Here is a 26,145-nt window from a genome sequence, read left to right on the forward strand (position 1 = left end):
CTCATCTGACAGGTTGTGCATGTGCTTCAAAATGAACAGGCCGGCAACTAGCCGCGTCGGCAAGCCCGGCTGTCCCGACCCTGCTTGGCACACCGAACTGAAGCGCTCATTCAGGATGTTCCAGTCGATCAGCGCCGCCAACCGCACCAGCGGATGACCCATGTCGATGATCTGATCAAGCGCCGGAAGCAACAAGTCTTTCTGGCGATCATCCCGCGGCTTGCTCATCGCATTCCCCAATGTCGACGACGCCGTCAGGGAATCACGAATCGCCCAAAAGCAAAACCTAAAACGCAAGAAAGCCAGATCCAAACCCCCGCTTTCCTGCAAAATCGAATACTACATCAAGACCAATTTCTGCTTATTTTTCAGGTCAATCCGCATTCTTCACGGACGACCCGATACCCCCGATCGAAGTTAGTAGATGATTGAAGTTCGCGACCGCCAAACGCGGTAGCTGCAAACTGAATTGTTCACGGCCGCCACTAGAAACCTGGCGGACGAACTTTCGCGCAAGTTTCCTTACCGGGGCGGCAGCCTTCCAAACATCGGCAGATTGCGAAGGAATCGTTCGCCCATAGCTGAAGCGAAGGCTCTCACCGAAGGCTGTTGCGGCTGGACCTCGAAATGGCCTTTGGTGATGGGGTAGGTGAGCTTCCATTCCGTAAGCAGGCGAAAACCTACGGGACCTGGAATCGGACCGCCGGCAGCCGCCGCCGCGGCGGCAGCGGCATTAGCGGCATCTGGCAAACCAACGAAAGGCAAATCGAAGTTTATTTTCCCCCGGCTTCTTACCATCCCAGAGACGGGTTGGAACTCAGCGGCGTCGAAGTTGTGATCCAGATAAGAGTAGACCCACGATCCTGTGGAGGTCTCGCCGATGATTATCTGGCCGAGGATCCTTCTGATGGTTGCGAGTAAGGGGAAATCCTGGATCTTGCCTGGAAGGCCGCCGTTACTGAAGACGGCCGACATTGATCCTCGGTCAAACCGGATATCGAATGAGTCGGCGCGGGCATTTATTTTCGCGGTCCGCTTTTTCAGTCCATAGAATCCGACCCCGATTAGCAAGGGCGGAAGCGAGTCCAACAAGATGGTCGGCATGTAGCAGAATGGCCCCGGAAATGGCTGTCTGTCCGTATGCTGGACCGAGGGCACGGCTACGACAAACTCATTGTAATGTAACCCTCCAAGCGGTGGTGCCAATCCCGGTCGAACATCCCGCTGGCGCACGAACATGAGCGCAAGCGGCCAATGCCCTCTAGGGGTCAGCGTCGAAGGCCTTGGATCTAATCGCAGGCCCAGCGGCAGCATGGCTTCGACCTGGGCGCGTGGAAAGTAGCCAACAACACAGCAGGCGTCGGCAAATCCGGTCCCAGCAATTCCGGCGCGGCGAATATCCGGCAACAGGCTTAGGACGCCAAGCGCTTCGATAGAGGGGCCGCCAAAGCCGGCCTGAGATCCGAAATCGGTGTCATACTGGCTGTTCATGTCGACTCCTGTAATTGCACGCGCGGCAGCGCGCCCGCCCAAAACCGCCTGCTCGACGCAGCCTGCGTTGAGACCGATGCGAACCCAATCCCCGGCCAGAAAAAGATTCTCGAGGCCCGACCCATCCGGTCTAAGCCTGCTTTCTAGGCTTCCCGGGACAGAAAGAACGTATTGGTCTGACGGGTAGATGTTGATCCGCACATATGGGGGGCGACTGAGTTGGCCATCGTCATAGCCATCCCACAGGAACGGAAGCGTCGTCCGCCGCCACACCTTCGCAATGTACAATGGGTCCGGAGGTGGAGGGTCGGGACAATTACCGACGAAATAGGCGAGACTTGCTGGCTTAGCACTCGGCCATTGCTCCGATTCGATAAGGATGGAATTGTCGCCCCAGGTTGTAAAAGAGCCAAACAGGGAGGTCGCGATAGCTTGCGGGCTCCATCCGTAGTCTTCCACAGTCCTCGACGACCAAAGCTGCATCGCCATGGTCGGCGTCGTTTCAATATTTTCGAGTAGGTCCCGCCATGCCGGTAACTCATCCGCCAGGTCGGTGCAGATCGTCTTTAGGGCGCCGACACTGATTCCAAGCACGACGACGTCGAAATCTTGGTTTCGCCACAAAACCTCCTTGCCCACGTCCGGCCAGACATTCTCTGGCGACTCGAGATCGGCTCCACTCTCTTTGAGCAGGGTGCCCCCGTTGAGGAGATGATATTTTGGACGATCCGGCCAAGACGAGATGTCACCGATCTGGACTAAGGGGTCGTAACTAGCTTCACTGGGCTCGATTTGGATCCCGATCTCAATGCAGTCAATATTTTTTCTATCGGGCGTAAGTAGAAGCCTGTCGACCCGAGAGAAGAATTTGAATTTGACCTGCCTATCCGACAAAACTTTGTAGAGCGGCGCAATTAAGAAATCTCCCATCGCCATATTCATCGCATAAAAAAAAGAACCTTTATAAGCGAAGAGCAAACGCAGCAAAGCGCGCGTTCCGGTCCCGGCACCTACCTGTCGGCGGTCACCTGGCACTCCGAAAACATAGTCGTAAAATCCCCTCGCGAGCGCCGAGTCTAGCGAGATGCTCCAGGCTCCATAGTCTTCCAACCAAGCCGACCATTCGCGGTCGTCGAGCCCATCGAAACCGTTGGACAAGACATTTCCATCCAGCATTCCCGTCAACAGCGCGAGGCCCATGTTGATCAGAATAGCGGCGCGACGGTCCTCCGTTGGCGCGTCAGCGAAAGCCTCCTCGAACAATTCGTGCTCAGCGGTCCGCAACAAACTCAGGAAACGGTCCATTTCGCTAGCGTTGAGCCCGAATCCGTCCGTCGCTAGGCGGTGAGCCATCTCCTGAACACGACCGACATGCGCGTCCCGCGGACGGCGTCCCGTGGCATCACGGGCTTGGCGCGCAACTTCGCGCACATTCGATGCGTAAAACACTTGCGAAATCAGGTTTAGCAGCCCGGTCCACAACTGGTGCGGGGTCAGGACCTGCTGCTCAAGACCCGGCGTGAGACCGTTCGGAGCCAAGTGCTGTCGCCAGGGGCTCCAAGCATCGTCCAGCCATTCCTCGACCCAGCAATAGTCGAGCGGTTCGAACGCGTCTCGCCAATCGGGACGATTCTCCATTGCTTCGTAGCAGCGCTGCAGCAGATCAAATGCATTGTCGTAGAACCCCGCCCAAACGTGCAGGCCATGTTCGTGTCGAACGACTTCGCCGTCTGCGCCCATTGTCCATCCGACTGAACATTTGCCTCCAAGGCGCCAGCCGACCTGATAGAGAGTAATGTCATAGAGCGACCCGTCCGGGTCTTGTTCCGTGAGGTCGAACGCCGCCGCGAGCGACCCAATGCCGCCGCCGAGGATAGCGATCTTGATCTTTGCCATCGAAGCGTCCCTTCCGCAGAAACTCAACTAAAAACGAGAGACAAAGCACGCGTCAGTAAATGCCAAGGCCCGCCGAACCCAGCTGCCTGTCCGAACTGCAAGAAGTCTTCGCCAAAAACTTTCTGCGGAGAACCACAGAGAGTGCGCGAAGCCTGCATGCCCGACATGACCGCCGCTTCGATGCACTCGGTGTTCAAGCCTGTGTCCGTCCAGGCGCCGGCAAGGACGAGATAAGCAAATCCCGATTCCCCGGCTTTCAGCCGCCACCGCGTTGTACCTGCGGCAGAAGATGCGCAACAAGCGCAAGGGTCCACGTTGGCAGCCAGGATTTGACCCTCGACGCGCGCCTCGTTTTTTCGGCCCTGCCTATCGAAAAGAATATTCCAATCGAACCGCTCGTTTCCCGCCAGCGGCCACAATTTCAAAGCATTCTGCTCGAGCCATTCGATGGTCAGTTTTCTCACCTGTCGTCTGTCGGTGGTGGCATCGACCCGCCTAGGCGACGAGTCAAACACATTGCAGAAGTAATGCAGTGAGAGTGGCCGCCTTGTAGACCATGCCTCCTCGAAGAGGATGTGCGACATGTCTGCCCAAATTTGAAGCGCGGGCTCTCCAGAAACCATCGTTGGCGACGGTCTTGTCCACCCAAGCCCTGAGAGGGTCCTCGTGCACCATAACTGCACAGAGAGGCTCGGCACGAGCGGGATATTTCCTGCAAGCGCACGAAACTTCGGGCTTGCGCGAATGAGCTCGTCACAAGGGCCACGTTTGCCAGAAAAATGCTTGAACGCACCCAATGGAATAGCCAGCACGAGGTCGGAGAAGTCCACCCCTTGCTCTAAAGTGAGCTCGCATGCCTGTTGATCGCACCACCGGGATTCGAGATCGATTTTGCGGTCGCGCAACTCGGTCCCGTTCTCGATCAGGTCCCATTTGGGGGTCAAAGGCCAACAGTTGCAGCTGTTCACTGTTGGCTCATACTCGTCGCCGAGAGCATTGACCTGGCGGACGAAGCGCAATCGAGCGACCGACTTTTTGTCTTCCGTCAGTTCTATCTCAGTGAGCTTATGGAAAAACTCGAAACGAACGCCTCGAGCTTGAAGGACTCGATAGAGCGGCGCGACTAGAACTTCGCCAAGACTTCCTTTTGGCTTCCAGACCGCGCTCCCCTTATAAGTCCCAAGTAATCGCAACACAACATTAACCGCCGTGCCGGCGCCATAGCTTGGGCTACTCGCAAGCCCGTCTGGATATTGAAACATGGTGTCGTAAAGGGCTTTCACAAAAGGCGATCGGTAGGCGGACGCGTAATCGGCCCCTTGCGAAACCAGCCATTCGCGAAAGTCGAACCGGTCGAGTTCGCTCAGTTCTATGCCGGTTATGATCACTTGAGTAATCACCCCTGCGATGAACGCGCCCGTTAGGTCATACAGATCGCCTAGAAGGCGATCAGCCTCCGTATGCTGGTGGGTTTGCATCTCGTCGGCGAGAGTGTTGAAGTAGTTTGCAGCATTTCCGAGCTCAAAGGTTGAGTGAAATTCCTCCTGTATGAGATTGAGCCACTTGATTCCGAGGTCGAGGCCCACGCGCAGTGTGATCGGTTCGATATCGTCCCTTAGCGCGTCTACGGGGGCTTCGCCCGGAAGCGAGATGCAATGTTCACACGATGTCAGACGTTGGTTTTTAGTAAGCGCATCGTGCACTGCCCCTAGGAGTTCGAGGACACCGATCATGCTGCCGAGAACCGACAGAGGTGACCCGTCGCCGGGGATGCCTTCGCCATCAGGCCAATTCAACGGAACAAATCCACCGCCTTCAGTTCCGATCGGAGTAAATCTTTGGGGCTCAATAGCAGACAGCCAGTTCGCGCTCTCGTTGCCCGGTAATTGGGCCAGTTCCCCATAGACCTCCTGAAGTAAACGAAAAGCATTCTCGTAATAGCCAAACCAGATATGCAGGCCGTGCTCTGCGATGCGTCCCTCGTCGTCGCGGCCGCTCGCGCACTTTCCCCCGAGCCGCCACCCCATTTGATAGATCACGACGTTCTCGCCGGGACAACGCCCTGGCTTGGTGAGCTCAAATGCGGCTGCCAGACCGGCCATTCCCCCGCCGACAATGACAATGTTGTCGTAATGAGGATTGGTCATGCGATGTCCCGGGCCTAGGCGGCTAAAGCGTCTTGGACGCGCGTGAGGTCGTTGCTCACACCGAGCGTGGCGAATATGTTTCGGGCGCGCATCAGGTAATCCTTCCGCGCCCGATCCTCTCTTAGGCTCGAAGCGCCGATCTCGAGGCAGGCAAGCCCGACGACATACGGCATGCCCAACTGTTGCGCGACCTCCATAGCGTGGTTCAAATGCTTTCGCGCGGCTGATTGATTGCTAGTCAAAAACGCGGCTCGTCCATGCAATAGAAGGGCCCAAGGGCGACAGACGGGAGAACGCCGGGAGAGCCGCAAGAACGTCAGCAGCGCCTGCCGAGCTATCGCCTGGAGCGGGACGAGATCGTCCCATTGTTCCCGAGCTGCACGCTCCCAAAGCGCGAGCAACGTCTGAGTAGCGCCACCCGCGCCAAACACACCAAAGGCGGCCCAAATGACGCTGCATTGTTGAAGCAGTGCAGCGCCCTCCCGCGCACTCTCCTTGGCCGCGGCGACGTCGCCGATCTGAAGATAGCCACTGCTCATTATCCCTTTGCACAAAAGTAGGTTCGCTGGAGTTTGGCTCGCCCGAGACACTTCGCGTAGTTCGTCCAAAGCGGGTTGAGCGACGGGTCCCACCGCACCATCGACACAAATTCGGGCACAAAGCCGCCACGCGTGCATCTCAGAGCTAACGTCGGGGTTGGCTGCAATAATCTCCTCGAGGTCATTCAACGCCGCATTAGCGGTCGTGATGTCGCAACGCAGCAGCGCCTCGAAGACAGCGAGGCCATAGCTATTGGCGAGTCGAACTCGATCCCCGAGTTGTCGAAACACCGACGCCGCCTTCTGGGCGCTGCGCCGGGTGGCAACCCAGTCGCCAAGTCCACAAGTCATAACACCAGCGACGAGATGAGCTCGCGCGACTTCCGGCAATTCGCCTTTTTCCTCAGCGAGACGAAAGGCGCGTTGAGAGTATTGGCGCGCGATCTTTGTCATGCCGGCCATGCCGAGGCCGAGCGCAAGACCATTGTATCCGCTGATCGTCTCAGCAATAGCGCCGCTTTGCTCGGCCAAGTTGAGCGACGCCAGCGTTCCATGGAGCACGAGCAAGGGATCGTTGCGGAAGAAGTATTCCTCTGACAGGCGTTCGTAGATGTGAGCGAGACGTTGCTTGTCGACCGCCGCCGCGTTCGGTCGCGGCGCGAGGATAAAACGATGCATGGCCTGGCGGACCGCGTTAGCAACAATGCCTTTGGCCAATTGCGCGCGCGTCGAGGGTAAGCGGTAGCCCAGCGCTTGCATGGCATTTTTATAATGGAGTGACGCCTGATCGAAATCCCTGAGCTCGTGATTCGCGTCGCCCAACATGCTTTCCCAAGCCGCCAAAGAGTGCGGCCTGTTCTGCACCACGCCGCCCTCGCTCATTTGCATGGCCTTACGGACGTAGCGGATCGCGTCCAGGTTGGCATAACTGCGCAGAGCTTGCGCTGCTGCGCGCTCTAAATAGCCAATCGCCAAATCCGGCCGATCTGCGAACTCCCAGTGTCGTGCGAGCTGCGCGCATAAGGGATCCAACATCCCCTCGTGCCTCAGCTCAAGGATCGTCGCGATGTCCTTGTGAAGCTCACGCCGCTGCGAAAAGGATAACAGCTCGTACACGGTGTCCTGGAATATACTGTGCCGGAACTCATACAGCTTGTCCGCGCCCTTGATGCCGAACTTGAGCATGTTTCTCGCAACGAGGCTGTCGAGCATTTCCTCCACGCCTTCCATCGTTGCCGCATTTGGGTAGATGTCCTGCAGCAAATCGAAAGAAAAGCTTCCGCCGAGTGCGCTTGCAACCTTTAGCAAAATCTGACTTTCGAGGGGCAGGGCGTCAAAACGGGCAATGACGACGCTCTTTACGTTTTGAGGAAGAATCGGAAATTCGGCCGTAAGTCCATGCGCCGCCAAGCACTCGCCCTGATCCACTCGCACGACGCCAATGTCACGCAAGGCGAACGTCAACTCCTCGCAGTAGAACGGATTGCCGGCCGCTCGGTTCGTAACCAACTCGGCTATGGCCGTTGGCACACTCGACACACCAAGCCGCTGGCACACGATCTGGATGACCGCGTCGTTGCTCAAGACCCCAAGCCGAATTACTGTGTCTGGCTCGAGGCTTCGCATGCGGTCGGAATCGTCCGCCTCATCAGTCGGACGCCCAGCCGCTACCAGCAGAAGTCGAGGGATACGACGCGCAACCGCGCGTGCCAACGTAACGGATGCTTCGTCCATCCACTGTACATCGTCAAACGCGATTAGGGTTGGCTGCCGCGATGAGGCTGCGTCAAGGAAGAAAATCACCAATTCCTCGAGCCCAGCGGCGCGGGAAGCACCCGACATCGTTCGTGTAACGTAATTCGCCTCTAATCCCAAGGGCATGATATCTTCAAGAAGGGGCAGCCAGCGGGCAAGTTCGGGCCTGCTATTGCTCTCGTTCAAGAGTCTCGCTTCGAACTCATTGCCCGCTCCAGCTTTAGAAGGCGCAAGCAGCTGGGCGATGACCTCCCTCCACGCAAAATATGGCGTTGCGCGGTCCACCGCGGCCGCAACGCCATGAAGCGTGCCAATGCCGGTCGCCTGCGCCGTTTCAATAACGTCCGAGAGCAAAGTCGATTTGCCGATGCCCGCCTCACCTTCGATGCAGACGATGCCGCCCGCGCCGCCATTTAGCTCACCTAGCGCGTCTCGTAATATTCTTCGCTCTTGGTCGCGACCGATGGTCCGTCGGACAACTTTGAAATGAAGGGGGGCGCGAAATCGTTTCCGGTCGAAAAGCCGCGACAGGCCTCGCCCAGCCCTTTAGATTCAAAGTTGTCGACGCGGAGAAGGTCACTCGCTTCTCAACAGCAGCTGCGGTAGCCGCATCGCACAACACTCCGTTCTCTGCGTGTTCCATCAACCGCGAAGATAAGTTGATTGCCGTCCCAAGCGCTGAATAGTCGCGCCTGCTGGCGCCGCCATATTCGCCGCAAAATAGCAATCCGGAGGTTACGCCGATCGAGGCGTTGTAACCATCGGCGCTTAGACCCTGTTGAATTGATAAAGCCGCTTCGACGGCTCTAAACGGGTCGTCCTCGTGCGCCAGGTGAGGCAAGCCAAATACGACAATGCCGTTGATTCCCTTGTCGTCCATTCGAATATGCAGAACGCTACCTTCGAGGCGAAGCGACGTCTTTTCGACCTGCGAAAACATCCCCTCCAAGGATGGCAATAGGCTCTCGTCGAATCGGACGTCGCCTAGGCGCACCTGAACGATAGATAGGTTACGGAATTCCGCTAACCATCGTCCATCCAGAGCGGCGCCGCGCTCAATGACGACAGCCGGTAGCAGCTGTCGCAGTTCTTTGAACGGCAAAGGCTCGTTCTTCGGTAAAGCGGTCGGGGCCCCGGCTATTGCGGCGCCGATTAGCTTGCTGTGATGTCTATCGATCCGCTCCTGCTCGACTAGTGTGCCAAGGCTCTCCCGTGCGTCGGGACACAAAACTACGTCGCCGGGGGCGGCCAATCGATACGCCGCGCCGACCGCCGTGAAAGGAGCGCCGACGACCAAATAGTGCGAGCGCCCCGTAGTCTCTCCGAGCCTGCAGTAGAAAATCTCGCCACATTCGATTGCAACACGCATTCGAAATACAGCTGAAGCATTGTTCACACGCTGAAGTGTGAGGCCGCACAGCGTTGCCCGCTGCGTATCACGAACCAGATTGTCGCTGTCCCACACGGCGACAATTCCGTCACCGACGAAAGCGACAATATCGCCTCCGTCCTTCTCGATGACGTCAACCAGAGGTGCAAACGTATCCTTTAGAATGACCGATAATTCTTCGGCTCCCTTAGGGCCAAAAGCGGCTAGATTGGCAGTTTGCTTTGAAAATCCAACCAGATCTAAAAAAAGTACAGCGCCTCGACTGGCGCGCGCCTGCGAGCCCCGGTCAGGCCAGCAGCGGCAAGCCCGCCTGACCCAGTTCGGGATATAGGCGCTTAAAGCTGCGGTTTGGCTGTCAACCTGCATACGCTCAGCCCCGCCTGCCCTTCAGACAAAGGAATTATCGTCTGACTCAGGCGCGATGACAAGTAGCGCTGCAGTTACGGCCCTCACTAAAGTTGTCCCCAACGCCTCTGCAAGTAGGACCAATATTGCTTAGCCCCGTCCGGCAAATCAGTGGTCAGCGGAGCTGATCCTGGACGTCACTTTGTGGACTTCGACAAATCTATCAGGCCCGGGCGGAAAATGGTACTACCGATCGGCGCGTCGGCTTGTTGGGGTAGCACGAGCACGTACGCAGGCTGCGCAGGAGGCATTGAGGCAAACCATAATTGAGCGTCTGTTCGGCACAAGAAAACGCTCGCATAGGAAGGACACAATTCATCACCAGAACGCTCCCAAAAGTGCGGCCGAGATGGCGCGTTCCGTGCTGGCCTGAGATCTGAGACGGTTCATGAACTTCGTCGGGATCAAGCAACTGATCACTGCGATCGCGGTCTGAGACACGCGCGATTCCGAGCCTCCGGACTGGCGCCCCCTCGAAAGCGTTTTCTACACGACCAAGGCCCAAAGCAGACATTGCAAACCGCGTCCATGGGCATAGACTTTCGGTCATTATAGTCATTGCCATTTTGGCGGTCAGGGGCCGCGATGGATATTGGTGAATGGCTGCGGAGCCTCGGTCTTGAGCGGTATGAGGAAGCCTTCCGCACAAACGAGATTGACGCGACAGTTCTTCCAAGACTGACGCAGGAAAATCTGAAAGAGCTCGGTGTGACCGCACTAGGGCACCGGCTCAAACTCTTGGACGCCATCGCTGCACTACCACCCGTTACGTCGGCCAAGGGCTCCTCTGTTGAGAGGCCGGTCGCCGCAGCTTTGCCAGGCACGCTGCGGAGTTGTGCAGGGTGCAAGGTGAGTGGCTTGTCGCCGGTCGCCAAAACGAGGGAGAACGAGCCGAGGCCTGCTTCCATCGCGCAATCGATCTCGCCCGAAGCCAAAACGCGAAGATGTTCGAGCTCCGCGCCTCCGTAAGCCTCGCACGGCTCTGGCGCTCTCGGGGCAAGCCGCATCAAGCTCGCGAACTGCTCGCTCTGGTCTATGGCGGGTTCACCGAAGGCTTTGGTACCCGTGACCTGAGGCAAGCGAGGGCGCTGCTCGACGAGCTATCGTGATTAGGCCATCGAAATGTCGGCGACTTCCGGTTTCGGCCCTTACCGGCCGACCCAACAGCTGTCTGCATGTCGGCTATCAGGGGGTAGACCGGACATGGTCGAGGCGCGGCGATATCGACGCAAGTGACCCATGGCCGTCTTTCGCCATGCGCAGCATTTGCACTCGCAGTGAGTGCGGCCGTAACCGAGACGTGATATTTCTGCACCATGTCGTCCTCAAACTGCGATGAGGATCGAATGGATCGGCGGCATTTCATAGCGGCTGCTGCGGCGCTGCTCGTTTCGCCACGGCGTTCGTGGGCACAGGGGACGCCTCGCCGGATCGGCTATCTTGATCCCGCGCCGGAAGGCTTGCCACTCTGAAAAGTTTGGCTGGACGGCTTGCGCGATCATGGCTGGATCGAAGGGAAGAACCTGATCATTGACTACCGATCAGCCGAGGGCCATGCCAAACGCCTTCCGTCTCTGGCCGCCGGACTTGTCGCCCTCAAACCCGATCTGATCGTTGGTCCAAGCCCGCAGGTGGCCTTAGCCCTGAAATCGGAAACGGCGACCATTCCGATTGTATTCGTCGCCGTGTTCGATCCCGTGGCGCTGGGCCTTGTAGAAAGCCTGTCGCGCCCGGGCGGCAACGTAACGGGTCTTGCAACCTACGCGCCTGGAGATTGGATCGCAAAACGAATGGAAATCTTACGGGAAGTGGTTTCTGGCGCCTCAAAACTTGCGCTCTTGGTCAATCCCGGCAGCCCGCTGCACCAATTAGTCTTAGCCAATGAAGTGTCCGGTACGGCCAGAGCATGGGCGTGGCTTTGCCGGTAGTCGAGGCAACCACGGCTGATGAACTCGATACAGCCTTTGTGTCAGCCGTCTCCCAGCAAGCTGATGCGATGATTGCTTTTGCCGATAATCTAACCAATCAGCAGGCCCCGCGCGTCACCGCCCTTGCGGCAAAGCATCGTCTCCCTGCTATTTATCTCTTCCGACAATTCGCCCCGGGCGGATTGATCGTGTACGGCCCCAATCTAGCCGATCTGTTCCGCCGTTCGGGGAGCTACGTCGATAAAATTCTCAAAGGCACCAAGCCTTCTGACCTGCCGGTCGCGCAACCGACCAAATTCGAGTTGGTGATCAACGTGAAAACGGCCAAAGCGCTCGACCTTTCCGTGCCCCCCTCGTTGCTGGTTCGGGCCGACGAGGTGATTGAATAGCCGCAACGCGCGGCGACCCCGAGCGGACGTCGTTGCCTCGCGAGACCCGCACTGCGTCAGGTCAGTTCTGTCACCAATAGTGGAGCAATCAAGAGCCGTTTCAAGCTATGCCATGGGACAGCGTCGATGACGCGGTGGCATTCTACAAATCGAAAGCCTGGACGGACCTTGCTCCCCAGCGTGACAAGGCGGTCAAGGTCGTGCGCAGGCATGCCGTCGAGATCGAGAAGTAGCCCTCAGACCGCGTGCCGCAATTAACCGAGCAGAAGGCCGTCACGGTGGGCGGCCTTCGTTCCAGTGCCCGATCACTCGGCCACTTCGACGATCATCTCAACCTCAACAGCATTGTTGAACGGAAGCCCAACTGGACAAACCCACCCTTTCCGAAGCCATCCGTCGACTTGTCGTAGGCCGAGCCGGGCATGCGAGTTTGAACGGGATTTAGCTGATTTAGACTGGCGAAGTGCGTTTTCGCGCGTTTACGCATCGCTTTTCTCCTCGGCCAAGAACTTGGTAACATCTTCGTCGATCGTGAACTCATCACCGAGCAGTTCAGGATCGTCCCATGCGAGGAAGCGCCGCCAGTTGCGCGCGTAGTCCTCAGCCCAAAGCGCCGCGGCCACGCCCTTTGCGACGCGTTCTGCGCCGATGCTGACCGCCGGGACGTCGCCGGTTATGGGCCCGTGGCTCAGGAAGGCCGGGAAATTGAAGCAGTGCACGCGCTCGACCCATGGCGCCACGCCCGAGCTGCGCTCGAGGAATTCGAGATCGGGCCCGAGGAACGGGTGGTCGGCCTGGGCGAATTCGCGATCGGCAGGCGCGAAGCGATCGCACCACTTGAGGACATGCGGCGCGAGCGCGGCAAGCTCTGGTCGGCGTGGCCAATCCACGGTGAAGCCCGTGGCGAGAATCAGGAAGTCGAGGGCGAGCGTTCCGCGCGTCGTGTCGAGCACGACGCGGCCGTCGCGCCACGCGACGTTGCGCGGGGCGCAGCGCGTGATGATGGAAAAGTTACCGTGCCGCGAGCAGCGCAGCATCGAATCGCGCGGCGGCGGGACCGCCGCATCGTCGATGCCCTGCACGAACGACCAGCGCTGCGCAAGCGTCAGCCGGTTGAAGCCGTGGAACATGCCGGAGCTCCAGATGCCTTTGCCGCGATTGATGCGCGGCACGTCCGCGCGCCGCACCAGCATCGCGACGCGCATGGCCCCCGCCTCTAGCGCCTCGGCCGCGGCGTCGACCGCAGAGGCACCGGAGCCGATCACGCCGACCACCTTGCCGCGCAGAGCGGAGAAATCGATGTCGTCGCTGGTGTGTGCGCTGCATAGTCGGTCAAGACCGGCGAACAGCTGCGGCACATAGGCGCCACCAAGACCGTCGCGGCCGTTGGCGAGGATGAGACGACGTGCGGCCACGCGCTGGACGCCGGCAGCCGAGCGCAGGGTCAGCAACACCGTATCGGAATCGCCGGTGAGGTCGACGAGCTCGGTGCGGTTCTCGATCGGCGGGTTGGTCACTTTGCGGTACCAGCGCAGATAGTGCAACCACTGTAGCCGCGGGATGCGGTGCACCTTGGTCCAGGCCACCCGACCGAACTGCGCCTCGAACCAAGCGCGGAAGGTGAGATTAGCGAAGCCGAGCGCGGGACCAGCAAGCTCCGGCGGTGAGCGCAGCGTCTCCATACGCGCGAAGGTCGCCCACGGCCCCTCGAAGCCTTCCGGGGAGCGATCGAACACACGCATGTTACGCACGCCGAGGCATTTGAGCGCAAAGCCCGCGGACAGCCCCGCCATCCCGGCGCCGACGATAGCGATATCGAGCACCGGTCCCCACTCGGGGTGGGCTCGCGGCTCAAGCCAGTCCTTCGCCGGCAGCGACAGAAAGTCGAGATCGCGCGCAAGGCGCGCCTCAAGCTCGGCGAGCGAGCGCGGCCCTAGGTCGTCTGTTGGAAACGCGATTGCGTCGCTCATTGCTCATCTCTAATCAGTACCCGACGGCTCGAATGACCCAGATTACTTGAACTGGTCATGCAAATCTCATGTTATTCTTGAATGAGCTCATATCAGTACCGTCATGGGAGACGCCGACATGCAGTTGAGCGAACGCTTGGGCCGCCGATTGAAGTTGCGAGACCTACACGTCTTCATGACGGTGGTGCAGGCCGGCAGCATGGGGAAGGCGGCACAACGCCTCAACACAGGTCAGCCTGCAGTATCGAGATCGATCGCAGACCTGGAGCATATGCTCGGTGTGCGCCTGCTCGACCGCGACCGCCAAGGTGTAGAGCCGACGCCCTACGGTCGCGCTTTGCTCGATTGCGGAGTGGCCGTATTTGACGACCTGCGCCGAGGCGTGAGGGATCTGAAGTTCTTGGCTGATCCAACTGCAGGGGACGTGTCGATTGGATGCAATCCGTTTCTGGCTGCGGGCTTCGTTTCAGCTGTCGTTGATCGGTTGTCGCGGCGTCATCCGCGCATGGCGTTCCACCTGGTGACCGGGGAAACCGAGACACTCTACCGACGACTGAATGAGCGCGACGTCGATTTCTTGATCGCAGTATTGCGGGCTCCCATCGACAATGAGCGACTGGAGCTTGAAACGCTCTATGAGGACCCTTTGATCGTCGCTGCGGGCGTGCAGAGCCCCTGGGCGCGGCGGCGAAGGATTGCGCTTTCCGAACTCGTGAATGAATCCTGGGTGCTGGCTCCGCCGGAAACAACGATTACATCGCTCTTCAATCAAGCCTTTCTTGCCAGCGGGCTGCCGTGCCCTCGTGCGACTGTGATCGTCGTCCCACCTGAAGTGCGGATCAGTCTCCTGACAACCGGACGCTTCCTCTCAGTTTTGCCGGCTTCTGTATTGAAGTTCTTCAGTCGGCGCGCCGAAGTAAAAATTTTGCCCGTCGAACTCCCGGTCAGGGGCTTGCCAAATGGAATAGTGACACTGAAGAATCGCACGCTCGGCCCCGCCTCGGAAAGATTCATCCAGGCCGCGCGCGAGCTTGGGAGATCGTTTGTAGCGGCTTAGAAATGGCGCGGATAGGAGCGCTATCGCAACCAGGGGATATCAGGCGGCGAGCAGCCGACCGTTCCGATGAGGTCGCCTGTGGCCCGAGCCGACCACTGTCGCGACCGCCGGCCCCCTCGAGGCTCATTTTTGACCAGGACCATGCGATTATTCTCTAAGTGACCGGCCGTCCACCTAGATGAGATGGGGGCGACAAGGTAAGCTATCGCAGGAATGACGTTGCGGTGCAATTATGGAAGCAACTGTCAATGCGGTTTCCCAACATTCGCTACGGCACCAAAGGATATCCCGAGAAGATTGCTCGTCGGCTGCGCGGATTTAACATTGCTGTTTGGGTGGCCGCCCCAGTTCCGGCATGTATGGCACTCGTCCGCTTCGTCGATGGGAAGTGGAAGGTTGCGGCCATAGATGTCCTTGTGGCGACAACGTATGCATCGATGCCGCTTCTTCATCGATTTGGACCGATAGTGGCACCGCTTGCCTTTTTGGGCGTCTCTTATGCGGTTATTTTCTGGGTCACTTCACTGGTAGGCACAAACGGAGCAGAGCGTATCGGCTATTTCACCACGACCGCGCTTGGTATTTTGATCATCGGAACTGAGCGTTACCTGATCACTATTGTTGTCGGGATCGTCTCGGTCGCTTTGATCATTGGTTTGGAAATATATTTGCCCCGCGATACTGGCTTCGCGTCGCCGACCCTCGTTTTTCTCACAAATTTCACGACCAGCATCGTTGTTAATTCGGGGATTCTTTATGGGATTATTTTTTACGCCGTCGGGCAAATGGAGCGAGCTGAAGACGCTGCGGAACGGGAGCGCCAACGTTCCGAAGCTTTGCTGCTTAACATTCTTCCGCCCAAGGTCGCGGATCGGTTGAAGGAACGACCAGGAAGAATTATTGCCGATTTCTACAGAGAAGCGTCGATCCTATTTGCGGACATGGCGGGCTTCACGTTACGTGCGGCTGACACACCGCCGGAAGAGCTTGTGAGACTCCTAAATACCCTATTTTCCCAGCTTGACGCTCTTGTCGAGCGTCACGGACTGGAGAAGATCAAGACTTCAGGCGACGCGTATATGGTTGTCAGCGGAGTGCCTACAGCGCGAACGGATCACGTTCGTGCGCTCGCTGGCCTCGCACTTGATATGCGGCAGGCTGCGGTCGGACTCGTCGATGCAAAGGGCCGTGCCGTGCCGGTGCGCATCGGTATTGCGACCGGACCTGTTGTGGCGGGGGTGGTTGGTACCCGAAAGTTCTTTTATGACGTGTGGGGCGATGCCGTGAACGTAGCCTCGCGCATGGAATCAACCGGCATTCCTGGAAAGATTCAAGTCTCACTGGAAGCCTACGAACTTCTGAAGGACGATTTCAACCTCGAGAGCCGCGGGCTAGTGGATATCAAGGGTAAGGGTAAGATGCAGACGTGGTTCTTGGTCGACCGCAAAGCATCGGTTGCCCCTGTTAATCCGAGCGTTGTGGCATGAAGCTGTTGCTGCGGTTCGACGCTTCCGGGTGTCCGTGCAGCCAGGATCACGCCGTGCGCTGGGCGGGGCCGGCACGGGGGCGGACGGCCGCGCTGGCAGGTGGACCAACGGTTCCATTTGTTGACGACGGGCCTCCCTAAGCCCAGACTGACGACAGGCGGCATCTGGTCAGGGATGCCGTCGCCCTGGGCGGCTTGGCCATGGAGCAAAAGCAACCAGTTCGGGTTGGACGCAGGCTAGCGGCCATTGTCGCGGCTGACGTGGCGGGCTTCTCGCGACTCATGGGCCTCGACGAGGTCGGTACCGCCCGCACCCTCCGCGAACACCGCAAGGTTACCGACGCCCTTGTGGCAAAACACGGGGGTCGGCTGGTGAAGACCACTGGAGACGGCGTGCTGCTTGAGTTTCCGTCCGTGGTCGATGCGGTCGAATGTGCGGTAGCGGTGCAGGCAGTGATGGCCGAACGCAACCAAGCAGTCCCGGAAGACCGTCGTATGCTGTTTCGGATCGGGATCAATCTCGGCGACATTCTGATCGAGGGCGATGACATTCTCGGCGATGGTGTCAATGTCGCGGCGAGGCTTGAGGGGATCGCTGAACCGGGTGGCATCTGTATCTCGTCATCCGCCCACGAACAGGTTCGCGGCAAGGTCCCGGTCGATTTCACTGACCTTGGCGAGCAGGCCCTCAAGAACATCGCCCGACCGATCCGTGCCTTTAAGGTCGGTCTAAATGCGAATGCTCATCAAACCGCCCCACTGCCGTCTTCAGCTCCACGTCTGTCCATCGTGGTCTTGCCGTTCGCGAACATCGGCGACAATCCCGAGCAGGATTACTTCGTTGATGGTGTGACCGAGAGCCTGACCACGGACCTCTCGCGCATCAGCGGCTCGTTCGTCATCGCTCACAACACGGCACTTACCTTCAAGGGCAAGGCTGTTGACGTGAAGCAAATCGGGCGCGAGTTGAACGTCCGGTACGTTCTTGAAGGCTCGGTGCAGCGCGGCGGTAACCGGGTTCGGGTGAATGTGCAGTTGATCGCCGCCGAGACTGGAAATCACCTGTGGGCCGAGCGCTTCGACAAGCCGGTCGCCGACCTCTTCGATATGCAAGACGAAATTGTATCGCGGCTCGCCAATACGCTGAACTCGCAATTAATTGCGGTCGAAGCGCGGCGAGCAGAGCATTCACCGCGTCCCGACGCGACTGACCTATGCTTCCAAGGCGCCGCTTGGTTCAATAGGGGGCGAACCCCCGAATACTTGGCACAAGCGCGCGGCTTCTTTGAACGGGCCTTGGCGCTCGACCCGGGTAATGTTGAGGCGCTGGTCGGCACAGCCCGAGTTAATTTTGCAATTAGCGCCAATCTTCTTACCGACAATCGGATAGAACATCTCAGCGCCGCCGAGGCGGCCTTCACAAAGGCGCTGTCATTGGCACCGAACCATCCCATGGCTCATGCCCTCATGGGCCTCGTGCAGATTAATACGGACCGCGTGGCCCAAGGCATCGCCGAAAGCGAGCGGGCGTTGGCGCTGGATCGGAACTTGGCCATGGCGCACGCGCACATCGGGTTTGCGAAGCATTATCTGGGTCGGGGCAGGGAAACTGAAGACCATATTGAGCAGGCGCTCCGTCTCTCTCCGCGCGATACAGTCGTCTATGTCTGGAGCGCGTTTGTCGGTCTCGCCAAATTTTGGCAAGGCGCCGACGCCGAAGCGCTTGTTTGGCTGCGCCGGAGCCTTGAGGCCAACCGAAATTACCCTCTTGCGCATTTCTATCTGGCGGCTGTCTTGGCGCACGTCGGTGAGCTGGATGAGGCACGGGCTACAGCGCAGGCGGGTCTTGCGCTCAATCCGAGTTTCACTATCCGCCGCTATCGCACTAACAGCCCAAGTAACCATCCGGTGTATCTCGCGGGACGCGAGCGCCTCATTGGGGGCTTGCGGATGGCCGGGGTGCCGGAAGGGTGAGGGCTTAGGGATAAGGGCACACATGTCAGACCCTACGGCAGTCAGCCGACGCCTCGTCGCCGTCTTCGCAGCGGATGTAGAGGGCTACAGCCGCCTCATGGGCGCAGACGAGGTCGGCACGCTCCAAGGTCTCACCGAACGGCGAGCAATCCTCGACAGGTTCATTGGGGAACACAGGGGCCGCATAGCGAACACTGCGGGCGATAGTGTCCTTGCCGAGTTTGGGAGCGCTGTAGAGGCGGTGCAGTGCGCGGTGGATGCGCAGACTGCGTTGGCTGAAGCGAACGCCGGTCTCGCACCTGATCGCCGCATTTGCTTCCGCATCGGTATCCACATCGGCGACGTAATGGTGCACGCTGGGGACCTCTTCGGTGACGGTGTGAACATTGCCGCGCGGCTACAGTCGATTGCGAAGCCGGGCAGCGTGTGTATCTCGGGGGCCACGTACGATCAGGTACGCAAGGTCTTGCCGATCAGCTTTGTGGACCTTGGTGCTCAGCAGGTGAAGAACATTCGAGAGCCAATCAGGGCCTATCAGGTGGGTGCGCCAAGTGAAACGCGAGAGGCTGCTGCAGCGCATGTTGAAGAGGCCGAGAGCCCACCTCTGATGCCAGACAAGCCCTCCATCGCCGTTCTGGCGTTCGAGAACATGAGCGGCGATCCCGAACAGGAGTATTTTGCGGACGGAATGGTTGAGGAAATCATCACGGCGCTCAGCCGGTTTCATTGGCTGTTCGTGATCGCTCGCAATTCGAGCTTTACGTTCAAAGGCAAAGCCGTCGATATAAAGGAGGTCGGACGCAGGCTTGGCGTGCGTTATGTCCTTGAGGGATCTGTGCGCGAGGCGTCAGGGAAAGTTCGCATCACAGGGCAGTTGATTGATGCGGTGACCGGCACGCACATTTGGGCGGACAGGTTCGAGCGTGACTTGACGGACGTTTTCGCTCTCCAGGACGAAGTCACTGTCGCCGTTGTCTCGGCCATTCAGCCAAAATTGCTTCAGACAGAAATTGCGATGGCAGCGCGGCGGCGATCAGAAAACCTCACCGCATATGAGTTTTATCTCCGAGCTAGGCAGCAGTTTTACCTGACGACCCGTGAAGGGGTGGCCGAGGCGATACGGCTAGCTCATCGCGCTTTGGAGCTAGATCCCCGGTTCGGCTTAGTCGCGGCTTTGGCGGGTGCCAGTCACACGCGAAACGTCATTGAAGGTTACGCTGTCGATCCTCAATTCGACCGCAAGGAAGCCGTTCGGCTTCGTGACTTGGCCTTGAGCATCGACGATAGTGATCCAGACACCTTAGCATGGGCTGCGGTTATCTCGGCATACACGGTCGGCGACTATGAAAGTGGTGTCGCATTGGCTGACCGGGCGGTCGCGCTCAACCCAAACTCAAGTCAGGCATGGGGCTGCAGAGGCTGGGTCCATAGGATTGCGGGCTTGCCGGAGGAGGCAGTCCAGAGCTTTGAACGCGCCATGCGCATGAGCCCGGTAGACCCGCTGCTGCATCGGGCGTTTACTGGGATGGCGTATGCCCTTATTGAGCTTGGTCGCTTTGACGAGGCCATCCTTGCGGCGAAGAAAGCCCAACGTCAAAACCCCGCCTGGTCGGCAACTTGCTGCTGTCTCGCAGCCGCCTTTGCCCATCTCGGACGTGACGCTGAGGCGCGTGAGGCGGCGGCGCGTGTGTTTGTGGTTGATCCCGCCTTTACAATATCTGCGCGGATCGCTCGGGGGGGACAATCAAATGCAAAGCTGCTGATTGAGGGCCTTCGGAAAGCGGGGTTGCCCGAGTAAACCCGGTGTGTCGCCTCGTTTTCCTGTGGCGAACACGCGGCTCGTTTCAGCCCGGCAGGCGCACGCAGCGAAGGTCGGTACCTTCGAAGCCGGGGAATGCCAGAGCCCAGGACCGTAGGTCACCCTAAAGAAGGACCCATTGAGGCCGAAAGGGGCCATGTCCGCAGTGTGGAGCAGAGCAGAAGCAATCAGCCAACGCTCAAAGCGACGCGAGTGACCCATTTCGGACTTGGGCACCTTGAGCGGCGTAAGGGCGCGACGAGGATCAGGCGCAAACGCGAAGCTGTTGATTGAGGGGCTTCGAAAAGCAGGCTCGCCTCGCTCCCGCAAGAGCATTAAGCCGCGCCCCGGACCGCCCAAGCAACGCTGGCAAATCCGCGAGGGCCGTCGCTTTCGCCGGCAAGATAGGCCGCTCTCACCGCGTCGCGAAGTCGATTGCGCCTCGCTTCAGGTAACGCGTCAAAAAAGCTCCCGAAGGTTCCCTGGCCGTAGACCATTGGGTGCCAGAAATCCTCAAAATCAGCGTAGTCCATGCGGATCGCGAGCATCGCGTCGGCAACATCTGAAAAACCTGCACCCTCGAATGCCGCGCGCAATTCGCCTTCGCCAGTCAGGGGCCGTTTGGCGGGTATCGCGCCTGTGCCGACCGCTTCCGGTTCAAGCGCACGGATCGTGTCCCAGAACAACCGCCAGCTGGGCATGCCGCCGTAGTTGTCCCAGACCGTCGCCGCGGCCATGGCACCGCGCCGCAAAACTCGCCGCATTTCGCGCACCGCTTGATGCGGATTAGACACAAAGTGAAGCACCAAAAGGGAGTAGACGCCGTCGAACTCCTCGTCTCCATAGGGCAATGCACAGACATCACCCTGTTGTGCTCTTATTCTGGGATCGGCAGAGCGATTGCGTAGAGCGGCCACGTAGTTCGCTTCGAAATCCAGAGCCTCGATCGCGGTCAAATTTGGATGGGCCGCCAATGCCAAGGTCAGACTGCCGGTGCCACATCCCGCGTCGAGTACGCGACCGCTGGATGGCACACCGGAAAAGTCGAGGAACGGTACGGCCAGCCGCTGGCTCCATCGTCCCATGATGGCTTCATAGCCATCTGCACCTTTGGCGACGAAGTTTGATGGCATGTGTTCCTTGACGCCTTTCAGAGTGCCCCTGTCGCAGCGCCACTATGGCACAGGCGTCAGGAGATTTCATTCAGCCCTGAAGCGACGGATGTCTGCTGTTGATGCTGTGGACGGCTCCTCCACGGGCACGAGAATGCCAAGGAGTGGGTGCTGTTTGAGGCTCCCAAGATTCGGAGGAGCAGCCTATGCAGTCAATTTCGACGCGGTCTGGATATCGCGAAGTCGGTCTCCCAAGTGCAGGGCGTTGATGCAGCCGGCCAGGTGGTCATACGCCGCCAGTTTAAGCGCCGGCACGTCTTGGCATTTTTCCAGAAGCTGCCGCCATGCCTGGTGTCGATCGAAGCTTGCGCGTCATCGCAATATTGGTCCCGTGAGCTGGAGACGTTGGGGCATACGATGCGGTTGAGGCCTCCGGCCTACGTGAAGCCCTATGGTGCGCCCCGACGGTGCGTACTACCAGTGGAGGAAGGATCCAAATCAATCAGATCCGCGCCTTCCTGATCGAGCAGGGCATAGCCGTCAGGACTGGAGCGAGAGCTCTGCGCAACTCTCTGTTGGCGATCCTGGATAACCGCCAGGACGAGATATCGCCGCGAATGCGCGGCTTGATTGTTGGCCTGTTCGAAGACTGGAAAGGCCTCGACGAGCGGATCGAGGCCCTTGCCAGCGAGATCAAGCAGATCGGGGAAGAGGAAGCCAACTGCCGGCGCCTCACGAGCGTCCCCGGCATCGGTCCACTGATCTCGACAGCCGCGGTGGCCGCCATCGGAACCGGCGAAGCCTTTGATCGCGGGCGTGACTTCGGGGCATGGCTTGGTCTTGTGCCACGCCAGTACAGCACAGGCGGCCGATCAATCCTGGGCCGCATCTCCAAACGCGGCTCAAAGTATCTTCGGACCTTGTTCATCCAAGCCGCAAAAGTCATCCTGATGCGTCCGCACAACTGGCAGCGCTTCAGCTTCGGAACGTGGCTGCAGAATGCAGCTCCACGGCTATACCCCAACAAACTGGCAACAGCCCTGGCTAACAAACTGGCGCGGATAGCGTGGAGCGTCCTGCGCCACGAGAAGATGTTTGATACGCCCCATCACGAAGCGATCGCAATCTAAAGCCCTACTCGAGCTCGCGACAGAGCAAATGCATGGAACGGATCGATGAACGCATCCACTTGGAAAGATTGTCGAAATTGACTGCATGGGGTGCTCCTCCGAATCGCGGGAGCTCTCAAATGGCGCCCACTCATTGGCGCTCTCGCGCCGGTAGAGGAGCCGTCCACAGCATCAACACCGGACATAAGCTTAGGAACTCATCGACGCGCCTCTCTGGCACGGCCGTCTGATCCGATCTACACTTGTGGTTGGAGCGGTCATGGCGCAGGATCGATCAGGGCGGGCCGAGCGCAGGTTGGCGGCGATAATGGCCGCCGATATCGCGGGCTATTCGCGGCTAATGCACGCTGATGAAGAGGGTACGCACGCGCGTCTGACTACCCTTTTAGGGGATGCCGTCGAGCCGGCCATCGCCGAACATGGTGGCCGGGTCGTCAAACACACTGGTGATGGCTTCCTGGCTGAGTTCCCGAGCGCTGTCGAGGCGGTTCGAGCGGCCATTCACTTCCAGAACAGTGTTCGGGACCTCGCGGCCGGAGAAGCGGAAGACAGACGCCTCGTTTTTCGTGTGGGGATCAACATCGGCGACGTGATCGTCGATGCTCACGACATATTTGGCGACGGCGTCAATATTGCCGCACGGCTCGAGGGCATAGCCGAGCCGGGCGGTATCTGCATCTCATCTTCCGCATACGACAACGTTCGCGGCAAGGTCACGGTTGAGTTTGAAGACTTGGGCATGCAGAATCTCAAAAACATTGCCCGTCCGGTGCACGTCTTTGCTGTGGTCCGTGAAGCGCTAGGCTCGCCGACGAATGCCGATTCGGCATCAACTCCGACGCCGCGTTGGTCCATCGTGGTTCTTCCGTTTTCGAATATCGGCGGCGACCCAGAACAGGATTATTTCGTCGATGGCGTGACCGAAAGCTTGACGACTGACTTGTCACGTATTAGCGGCTCGTTCGTGATCGCGCGCAACAGCGCATTCTCCTACAAGGGCAAACCGATAGATGTGCGGCAAGTAGGGCGCGAGTTGAACATACGGTATGTGCTGGAGGGGTCCGTACAACGCGGTGGCAACCGTTTCCGGGTGAACGTGCAGCTGATCGATGCGGAAACCGGAAACCACATTTGGGCTGAGCGCTTCGACAAGCCGGTTGCAGACCTTTTCGATGTGCAGGATGAAATCGTCTCGCGACTGGCCAACACGCTAACCAGCCAACTTGTTGAAGTTGAGGCGCGGCGGGCGGAACGCTCGCTGCATCCCGATGCGACGGATTTGTATTTTCAGGGATGGGCTGCTGCGAACAAGGGGATAACACTCGAATACATGACAGAAGCCTACGGCTTTTTTGACCGCGCCCTGACGCTCGATCCAAGCAATATCGAGGCTCTGGTCGGCAAGGCCAGCATCGATTTGGGATTGGCCGCCAATCACCTGGTTGACGACGGAGCCGCGCGACTGGCTGTTGCTGAGACCGCCCTCAATCGAGCGCTGTCATTGGATCCCAAGCACGCACGTGCGCATATGTTCTTGGGAGTCGTGCAAATCTATTCGAACCGCGCCACGCAAGGCATCGCTCGATGCGAGCAGGCACTAGCGTTAGACCGAAATTTGGCTAACGCGCACGGATTTATCGGATTAGGCAAAAACTTTCTTGGTCGCGGCGAAGAGACCGAGGCCCATGTTAAGGAGGCGATCCGCCTGTCTCCTCGCGATATCTATGCTTACTGGTGGATGGTGTTTGTCGCTGGCGCGAAATTGCAGAGCAATGCCGACGAGGAAGCCGTCACTTGGTTGCGCCGGAGTACCGAGGCAAATCCCAATTGGCCGCTCTCCCATTTCTTACTCGCCGCTGCGTTGACGTTGACAGGCTCATCGGATGAGGCACGAGCCGCCGCACGGATGGGGCTCGCGCTCGATCCAGGCTTTACTCTCCGTCGGCTCAGATCCCTCGGAGCAAGTAGCAACCCGACCTTTCTCGCGGGCGGCAAGCGCATCGCTGGCGCCATGCTCATGGCGGGAGTGCCGGAAGGTTAAGGTCCGCTTCGGGTCCCAAAGCCGATGGATTGCTGATCGCTCTCTTGCCCGCTTCCAGCGGCAGCAATAGGACGGCCTGGATCCGCCGCACTTAACGAGAGCTGCTGATAGCGCGAACCCCGGTTGATGCGTCGCCACAGTCATTTCTTGTTCGCAGCGGCCTCGTTCTTGATTTGCTCAATCACTGGCCCAAGTTCTTTCAGTGCGGCGGTGTCTTCTTCGCTGAGCTGCTCAGGGGTGCAACGAGGATCGGTATGCTGAATGGCGTGGAACATCGGGCGCGTCAGCGGCAAAGGAGCGCAGCCATGATCTTGCTCGCAGACGAGGTCAAATTCTGCGCGCGCTGCTTTATGGCACTCAAAGCAATTGAGCCCGAGGAAGTTGTTGACTTCCTCCGCTCCCCTGCTGACAATTTTCGTGCCGTTCTTGTCGGTATCTAGTGCGAAGAATTCCCAATCGTTCGTCCCGGGGCTGTATCCCTTCTGCTGTTTCACCATGGCCTCGTTGGGGATCAACTGCAGCATCGTGCCCTCAGGAAATTGGCCCTTTCCCGCCTGGGCGACATCGACAGTGCCTGCCAGATTGCCGGCCAAATTGTCGACGAAGAAGTGCTTCACTGAGGTCATCTTGGTGATGCATCGGAAGGTGGAGGCGTCGACCTTGTATTTTGGCGCCGCCCTTTCTTCAGCCCGCACGCTGCCGACACAATACAGCACGAGGGTAAGACATATAACCTTACCTATGTGGACAAAAATTCTCGTGAGTTTCTGCCCCATCGCTTCCCTCCCATTTCGCTTTGATTTCGTATTCGCTTAAATAGAAAAGCTCTCATTGTTAAGTGAATTTTGAGCGAATTGTGGCGATACAGTTGATGTTCGCGCAATGTGCAACCTTCCGAGGATTGGAAAATGGCTTTGCCAGTTGTTGCTGCGAACATCGCGACTCTGAAGGCCTAGTCGGCATACAGTGGTGAATTATTCTTACTTCCGCACGTGATCGATTCTGTTGAAAAGTCCCATTGGCGTGCATGCCTATCTTCTAGGGGCTGCAGGTGCTGTCGGCACTTTTAGACACGGGGACCACGTCAATCTTAGCCGGATCTGAAGTGCACCCCGTCTTGACCGGACACCGGCGTTAGCCGGAGGAGCTAGGCCTAGTCCTAGGCATATGCCTATGTCCGACACGTCTTCGAGGGTGGAAGTCATCACCGGCGTTGCCCGCCGGGGCGCTTTGTTTCCGTATTGCTTCGAGCGGCCAGGAAATGGTTTCGTCAGGCTTGAGCGTGGTCTGGGGCCGCGAACGGGATCGCGTCCCCTAGCGTGGTGTAGCTGGCGGCGGGTCACCGCGTTCACCGGCAGGAGCCGGGTAGATCAGCCGGCGATAGCCGGAAGGCTGACGATGGGATCATCGCTCAACGGTGCGATGGTTTCCAGCGTCATGTAACGAGCACGCTGGACGGCCCATTCATCGTTCTGCTCGAGCAGGATCGCACCGATGAGGCGAACGATGGCGTCCTCATTGGGGAAGATGCCGACCACCTCGGTCCGGCGCTTGATCTCGCCGTTGAGCCGCTCGATCGGGTTGGTCGAGTGCAGCTTGGTCCGGTGCTGTGGTGGGAACGTCATGTAGGCGAGCAC

At 58.7% G+C, this 26,145-nt stretch carries 17 protein-coding genes and 2 pseudogenes; 10 read left to right on the forward strand and 9 right to left on the reverse strand.

What is annotated here, in order from left to right:
* The 5 genes and pseudogenes from JQ586_RS38040 to JQ586_RS38060 all read right to left on the reverse strand — a co-directional run.
* Window positions 1-228: pseudogene (locus tag JQ586_RS38040) on the reverse strand (IS5/IS1182 family transposase); the annotation flags it as partial.
* A 294-nt stretch (window positions 229-522) separates the two neighbouring features.
* A complete protein-coding gene (locus tag JQ586_RS38045) occupies window positions 523-3,387 on the reverse strand; it encodes an NAD(P)-binding protein (protein ID WP_212399777.1) in 2,865 nt (954 codons plus the stop codon).
* Between the two features lie 23 nt (window positions 3,388-3,410).
* Window positions 3,411-5,534: an oleate hydratase gene (locus tag JQ586_RS38050; protein ID WP_212399778.1), complete on the reverse strand. Its 2,124-nt coding sequence runs from the start codon at window positions 5,532-5,534 to the stop codon at window positions 3,411-3,413.
* A 14-nt stretch (window positions 5,535-5,548) separates the two neighbouring features.
* A complete protein-coding gene (locus JQ586_RS38055) occupies window positions 5,549-8,359 on the reverse strand; it encodes an AAA family ATPase (RefSeq protein ID WP_212399790.1) in 2,811 nt (936 codons plus the stop codon).
* Window positions 8,247-9,584, reverse strand: a complete 1,338-nt coding sequence (locus JQ586_RS38060) for an adenylate/guanylate cyclase domain-containing protein (protein WP_212399779.1) — start codon at window positions 9,582-9,584, stop codon at window positions 8,247-8,249. The genes JQ586_RS38055 and JQ586_RS38060 overlap by 113 nt, the downstream gene beginning before the upstream one ends.
* A gap of 624 nt (window positions 9,585-10,208) precedes the next feature.
* On the opposite strand from JQ586_RS38060, the gene JQ586_RS38065 reads away from it, so the two are divergent.
* The 4 genes from JQ586_RS38065 to JQ586_RS41255 all read left to right on the forward strand — a co-directional run bounded on the left by JQ586_RS38065 (window position 10,209) and on the right by JQ586_RS41255 (window position 12,173).
* Entirely contained in the window at window positions 10,209-10,592 is a 384-nt protein-coding gene (locus JQ586_RS38065; RefSeq protein ID WP_212399780.1) for an SAM domain-containing protein, read from the forward strand.
* Between the two features lie 521 nt (window positions 10,593-11,113).
* Entirely contained in the window at window positions 11,114-11,551 is a 438-nt protein-coding gene (locus JQ586_RS41245) for an ABC transporter substrate-binding protein (RefSeq protein WP_283815524.1), read from the forward strand.
* Window positions 11,536-11,940 carry an ABC transporter substrate binding protein gene (locus JQ586_RS41250; RefSeq protein WP_312017082.1) on the forward strand — a complete coding sequence of 135 codons (405 nt, stop codon included), beginning with the start codon at window positions 11,536-11,538 and terminating at the stop codon, window positions 11,938-11,940. The genes JQ586_RS41245 and JQ586_RS41250 overlap by 16 nt, the downstream gene beginning before the upstream one ends.
* A gap of 107 nt (window positions 11,941-12,047) precedes the next feature.
* Complete coding sequence (locus JQ586_RS41255) at window positions 12,048-12,173, forward strand: hypothetical protein (protein WP_283815525.1); 126 nt, start codon at window positions 12,048-12,050, stop codon at window positions 12,171-12,173.
* A gap of 246 nt (window positions 12,174-12,419) precedes the next feature.
* On the opposite strand, the gene JQ586_RS38075 is transcribed toward JQ586_RS41255, so the two are convergent.
* Entirely contained in the window at window positions 12,420-13,910 is a 1,491-nt protein-coding gene (locus JQ586_RS38075; protein WP_212399781.1) for an NAD(P)-binding domain-containing protein, read from the reverse strand.
* A 118-nt stretch (window positions 13,911-14,028) separates the two neighbouring features.
* Here JQ586_RS38075 and JQ586_RS38080 point away from each other — a divergent pair, with 118 nt between their 5' ends.
* From JQ586_RS38080 to JQ586_RS38095, 4 genes are all read left to right on the forward strand, one after another.
* Complete coding sequence (locus JQ586_RS38080) at window positions 14,029-14,967, forward strand: LysR family transcriptional regulator (protein ID WP_212399782.1); 939 nt, start codon at window positions 14,029-14,031, stop codon at window positions 14,965-14,967.
* Between the two features lie 248 nt (window positions 14,968-15,215).
* Window positions 15,216-16,454, forward strand: a complete 1,239-nt coding sequence (locus tag JQ586_RS38085; protein ID WP_212399783.1) for an adenylate/guanylate cyclase domain-containing protein — start codon at window positions 15,216-15,218, stop codon at window positions 16,452-16,454.
* 200 nt (window positions 16,455-16,654) lie between these two features.
* Window positions 16,655-18,427, forward strand: a complete 1,773-nt coding sequence (locus JQ586_RS38090; protein WP_212399784.1) for an adenylate/guanylate cyclase domain-containing protein — start codon at window positions 16,655-16,657, stop codon at window positions 18,425-18,427.
* Between the two features lie 22 nt (window positions 18,428-18,449).
* Entirely contained in the window at window positions 18,450-20,225 is a 1,776-nt protein-coding gene (locus tag JQ586_RS38095) for an adenylate/guanylate cyclase domain-containing protein (RefSeq protein WP_212399785.1), read from the forward strand.
* 335 nt (window positions 20,226-20,560) lie between these two features.
* On the opposite strand, the gene JQ586_RS38100 is transcribed toward JQ586_RS38095, so the two are convergent.
* The gene (locus JQ586_RS38100) at window positions 20,561-21,358 is read right to left on the reverse strand and encodes a class I SAM-dependent methyltransferase (RefSeq protein ID WP_212399786.1); all 798 of its coding nucleotides are present in this window, start codon (window positions 21,356-21,358) and stop codon (window positions 20,561-20,563) included.
* Window positions 21,359-21,526: 168 nt separating this feature from the next.
* Here JQ586_RS38100 and JQ586_RS38105 point away from each other — a divergent pair.
* Together JQ586_RS38105 and JQ586_RS38110 are read left to right on the forward strand one after the other, a co-directional pair.
* A pseudogene (locus tag JQ586_RS38105) lies at window positions 21,527-22,467 on the forward strand (IS110 family transposase).
* A 259-nt stretch (window positions 22,468-22,726) separates the two neighbouring features.
* Window positions 22,727-24,508 (forward strand): adenylate/guanylate cyclase domain-containing protein, encoded by a 1,782-nt coding sequence (locus JQ586_RS38110; protein WP_212399787.1) that lies wholly within the window; start codon window positions 22,727-22,729, stop codon window positions 24,506-24,508.
* Between the two features lie 140 nt (window positions 24,509-24,648).
* Here JQ586_RS38110 and JQ586_RS38115 read toward each other — a convergent pair whose 3' ends face one another.
* Both JQ586_RS38115 and JQ586_RS38120 read right to left on the reverse strand, forming a co-directional pair.
* Entirely contained in the window at window positions 24,649-25,284 is a 636-nt protein-coding gene (locus tag JQ586_RS38115; protein ID WP_212399788.1) for a hypothetical protein, read from the reverse strand.
* A 594-nt stretch (window positions 25,285-25,878) separates the two neighbouring features.
* Window positions 25,879-26,145, reverse strand: a 267-nt coding sequence (locus JQ586_RS38120; RefSeq protein WP_212399789.1) for a transposase, incomplete at its 5' end; no start/stop codon positions are given.

The sequence above is a fragment of the Bradyrhizobium jicamae genome, assembly GCF_018130215.1.
Taxonomy (GTDB): Bacteria; Pseudomonadota; Alphaproteobacteria; order Rhizobiales; family Xanthobacteraceae; genus Bradyrhizobium; species Bradyrhizobium jicamae_A.

Coding starts and splice junctions, on each gene's coding strand:
- JQ586_RS38045 (WP_212399777.1), bottom strand. CDS start 3,387: ATGGCAAAGATCAAGATCGCTATCCTCGGCGGCGGCATTGGGTCGCTC.
- JQ586_RS38050 (WP_212399778.1), bottom strand. CDS start 5,534: ATGACCAATCCTCATTACGACAACATTGTCATTGTCGGCGGGGGAATG.
- JQ586_RS38060 (WP_212399779.1), bottom strand. CDS start 9,584: ATGCAGGTTGACAGCCAAACCGCAGCTTTAAGCGCCTATATCCCGAAC.
- JQ586_RS38065 (WP_212399780.1), top strand. CDS start 10,209: ATGGATATTGGTGAATGGCTGCGGAGCCTCGGTCTTGAGCGGTATGAG.
- JQ586_RS41255 (WP_283815525.1), top strand. CDS start 12,048: ATGCCATGGGACAGCGTCGATGACGCGGTGGCATTCTACAAATCGAAA.
- JQ586_RS38075 (WP_212399781.1), bottom strand. CDS start 13,910: ATGAGCGACGCAATCGCGTTTCCAACAGACGACCTAGGGCCGCGCTCG.
- JQ586_RS38080 (WP_212399782.1), top strand. CDS start 14,029: ATGCAGTTGAGCGAACGCTTGGGCCGCCGATTGAAGTTGCGAGACCTA.
- JQ586_RS38085 (WP_212399783.1), top strand. CDS start 15,216: ATGCGGTTTCCCAACATTCGCTACGGCACCAAAGGATATCCCGAGAAG.
- JQ586_RS38090 (WP_212399784.1), top strand. CDS start 16,655: ATGGAGCAAAAGCAACCAGTTCGGGTTGGACGCAGGCTAGCGGCCATT.
- JQ586_RS38095 (WP_212399785.1), top strand. CDS start 18,450: ATGTCAGACCCTACGGCAGTCAGCCGACGCCTCGTCGCCGTCTTCGCA.
- JQ586_RS38100 (WP_212399786.1), bottom strand. CDS start 21,358: ATGCCATCAAACTTCGTCGCCAAAGGTGCAGATGGCTATGAAGCCATC.
- JQ586_RS38110 (WP_212399787.1), top strand. CDS start 22,727: ATGGCGCAGGATCGATCAGGGCGGGCCGAGCGCAGGTTGGCGGCGATA.
- JQ586_RS38115 (WP_212399788.1), bottom strand. CDS start 25,284: ATGGGGCAGAAACTCACGAGAATTTTTGTCCACATAGGTAAGGTTATA.